The organism is Terriglobus sp. YAF25, assembly GCF_052113305.1.
Classification (GTDB): domain Bacteria; phylum Acidobacteriota; class Terriglobia; order Terriglobales; family Acidobacteriaceae; genus Terriglobus.
Genome location: NZ_JBFRCY010000513.1, coordinates 1 through 3,425 on the forward strand (window position 1 = coordinate 1; position 3,425 = coordinate 3,425).

Below are 3,425 nucleotides of genomic sequence, written 5' to 3' on the forward strand. Positions count from 1 at the left end.
GTCGTAACAGTCTCCTGTGCGCCCGACAGGGATATCGAATTCGAGCTGGCCGTAGCAGGCATAGGGTTGCTTCTTGCGAAAATCCCAATCGAGACCGCACGCGCGCAGGTTTGGGCCTGTCATGCCCCACTCAATTGCTTCCTCGATCGTGCAACTTCCAATGCCTTTCGTGCGCGCCTTGAACAGACGATTGCGCATGACAGTGCGGTCATACTCGTCGAGCTTGGCCGGCAGGTAATCCAAGAAGTCTCGGAAGAGGCGGTCCCATCCGTTTGGCAGGTCCTGGGCTACACCACCAATGCGGAACCAGTTGGGGTGCATGCGAGCACCGCAGATCGCTTCAACAATGCCAAGCGCTCGCTCGCGGTCGTTGAACATATAAAACACAGGCGACATCTGACCAAGATCCTGTGCGAACGTGCCGTACCAGACCAGATGGCTGATGATGCGAAACAGCTCCGCCATCATGACCCGGATCATCTGTCCACGCGGAGGCACGGTGATACCCGCCAATTTTTCGACCGCCATCAGGTAGACAAAGTTGTTCATCACGCCACCCAGATAATCCACGCGGTCTGTGTATGGAATATAGGTATGCCATGTCTGGCGCTCGCCCATCTTCTCGGCGCCGCGGTGATGAAAACCTATGTCGGGGATAGCATCGACAATTTCCTCGCCATCTAACTGCAGGATGATGCGCAGAACGCCGTGCGTGCCGGGATGCTGCGGACCAATATTCAGAAAAATGAAATCGGTATCCTCGTGTTGTCGCGACATACCCCATTCTTCCGGGCGGAACTGCAACGCGTCCTGCTCGGCGTCTTGCTTTTCGTCCGGCAGAGTAAAGGGGCCCATCTCCGTGGCGCGTGCCGGATGGTCCTTGCGCAACGGATGCCCCAGCCACGTCCTCGGCATGAGAATGCGCGTTAAATGCGGATGCTGGTTGAAGACGATCCCAAACATATCCCACACCTCCCGCTCATACCAGTTGGCCGCGGGACAGATGTCAGTGATCGTGGGGAGTGAGAGTTGATCCTGGTCGAGCGCTACCTTCAACCGGACATACTCGTTCCGTTCAAGCGAGTAGAGGTGGTAAACAACGGTGAAGTCACTCGGCGGCTGGCCGTCACGGTGTGTGCGGCCGCGTTCGTCAATTGCCGTAATGTCAAAAAACATTCTGTATGGTTTTGGAATATCGCAATGGAGCAAGCGCATGGCTTCATGGATGTCGATCTTCGAAACCCAGAACGTCGGAATTCCGTCGCAGGCAGGTTCGGGCGCAGCCGTAGGGCCAAGTTCATTCTGTAATCCCTCATCGACAACAAGGCTGCGCATCATACATACCGCCGTTACTGCTGCTAAACACTATCGGGAGTCCGGAGCACAGTAAGTAATTGGCGCTGTGCCTGTTTGGAGTCACGCATCGAAGGCATATCAGGCCGCTCCACTCCTTGCGGCCCGATGACCCAACTTAGAGGACGCTTTTCCTTTCCTATCGCGTCGCGTAATAGCAGAATGCCTTCCAGAAACGCGTCTGGCCGAGGTGGACATCCGGGGACATAGACGTCGACCGGGAGAATCTTATCGACGCCCTGCACCACGCTGTAGATGTCATACATGCCGCCCGAATTCGCGCAGGACCCCATGGAAATGACCCACCGCGGCTCCATCATCTGTTCATAGAGGCGCTTGATCACCGGCGCCATCTTGATAAAGGGCGTGCCCGCGATGACCATAAGATCCGCCTCTCGTGGCGTGCCGCGGATCACTTCAGCGCCAAATCGGGAGATGTCGTATTTGCTTGTAATGCTTGTGGCCATCTCCACGAAGCAGCAGGAGAGTCCAAAGTTGAACGGCCAGACAGAATTCTTTCGGCTCCACGCTACAAGATCATCCAGACGGGACAGAACAAGGGTTCGGCGGATAGCCTCATCAAGATTTCCATCGGCCTTCTCCGCCTGCAGAGAATCGGCAGGCCTGCTGATCGACCAGCGCATGGTACACCACCGTAACTAACTCACCATCCGTCTGCTTCCTTGTTTCCAATCAAGAGCGCCGACGCGCCACAAATAAGCGAGCGTCGCAAGCAGTACCGTGATGAATAGCAGTACCTCGGCGTAACCAGACCATCCGGTTTCTCGGACAGCGCCCGCCCAGGCAAATAAAAACACCGCTTCGAGATCGAAAATAACGAAGAACATCGCGATCAGATAACACTTTGCGGAGAACCGCACTCGCGCAGAACCTTCTGAGAGGATGCCAGACTCGTATGGGGAACCGGTAGCTCGATCATGGTGCCGTTGACCCAGAACATAGGACAGGCCCAACATGACCATCACAAGCATGCCGACGAGTACAACATAGACTGCTAGCGGCCAAAAGTGCATGGTCCCCGCCCCGGTGCAACCCGCTTGCGCTGCACTGACGCGCGATTCTATACGAAACAGGTAAATAAGGCAACATACAACATAGCAAAACCGAATTGACCACCCTGGAACGCGAAAGCATTTTCCTGGGGGTGTAGAGTAGGGTTTCCGCATCTATGGGCGTTTTCCGCAATGAAAACGCCGCTGCGCGCTCCTTCCGGGATACCCAGCAACAGGAAAAATGCTTTAAAAATTCCGGTTTGCAAGGGTACATTTTGGACTACTCTGTTACCCGACGTGAAGGGCGCCCAACGATGGGATCTTCTGCGGATCGTCGGGTCATCGGTTTCGGCACTACGTTGCGGCGGGACGCATGGTGGGTGGAACTATTGCCCGTCATCGCCGTTCTGAGCGCGTTCGGAATCTATGCCACCTTCCGGGCCTTCGAAGGAAAGTTCTATGCCTGGGGACCTTACCTCTCGCCGTTTTACTCTCCGCTGATCGACCCGCAACATCACTGGTGGCGATTTTCTCCGGCTCTTTTGATTCTGGCCGGCCCGCTCGGATTCCGTGCAACCTGCTACTACTATCGAAAGGCCTACTATCGAGCATTCTTCCTGCATCCCCCCGCTTGCGCGGTAAGCGAAGGAGGCAGAGGAGCGTACGGCGGCGAGACTCGTTTTCCGTTCATTCTGCAAAACCTCCATCGCTGGTTCCTTTACCTTGCGTTGGTATTTCTCGCCGTCCTTTGGTGGGACGCAATTCGCGCATTCTTTTTCCAGGATGGCTTTGGAATCGGCGTGGGTTCACTCGTCCTGCTAACAAACATAATTCTGCTCACTCTTTACACCTTCTCTTGCCACTCCCTGCGTCACCTGGCAGGGGGAAAGCTTGATTGCTTCTCTTGCACGAAGTTTGGCCCTCCGCGTCACACGGCCTGGAGTTGGCTCAGTCGCTTGAATGAGCGCCACATGCTCTTTGCATGGGTGAGCCTCTTTTCAGTGGGCCTGGCCGATCTCTACGTGCGCATGGTCTCTGCGGGGCTGCTCAAGGATATTC

The 3,425-nt window shown here is 55.6% G+C and carries 4 protein-coding genes; 1 reads left to right on the forward strand and 3 read right to left on the reverse strand.

Annotation, left to right across the window (positions count from 1 at the left end; genetic code table 11):
• The 3 genes from AB4043_RS19080 to ndhC all read right to left on the reverse strand — a co-directional run.
• Positions 1-1,338: NADH-quinone oxidoreductase subunit C (locus AB4043_RS19080; protein ID WP_442307787.1), on the reverse strand; the 1,338-nt coding region annotated here is incomplete at its 3' end.
• Positions 1,339-1,358: 20 nt separating this feature from the next.
• Complete coding sequence (locus tag AB4043_RS19085; protein ID WP_442301784.1) at positions 1,359-1,997, reverse strand: NuoB/complex I 20 kDa subunit family protein; 639 nt, start codon at positions 1,995-1,997, stop codon at positions 1,359-1,361.
• A gap of 15 nt (positions 1,998-2,012) precedes the next feature.
• Positions 2,013-2,540 (reverse strand): NADH-quinone oxidoreductase subunit A, encoded by a 528-nt coding sequence (gene ndhC / locus AB4043_RS19090; RefSeq protein WP_442307788.1) that lies wholly within the window; start codon positions 2,538-2,540, stop codon positions 2,013-2,015.
• 2 nt (positions 2,541-2,542) lie between these two features.
• Between ndhC and AB4043_RS19095 the strand changes: the two genes are divergently transcribed.
• Positions 2,543-3,425 (forward strand): hypothetical protein (locus AB4043_RS19095; protein ID WP_442307789.1); only part of this gene is annotated, 883 nt, incomplete at its 3' end.

Bases quoted from the DNA above. Each gene is read 5' to 3' on its own strand.
- ndhC (WP_442307788.1), bottom strand. From the start codon at position 2,540: ATGCGGAAACCCTACTCTACACCCCCAGGAAAATGCTTTCGCGTTCCA.
- AB4043_RS19085 (WP_442301784.1), bottom strand. From the start codon at position 1,997: ATGCGCTGGTCGATCAGCAGGCCTGCCGATTCTCTGCAGGCGGAGAAG.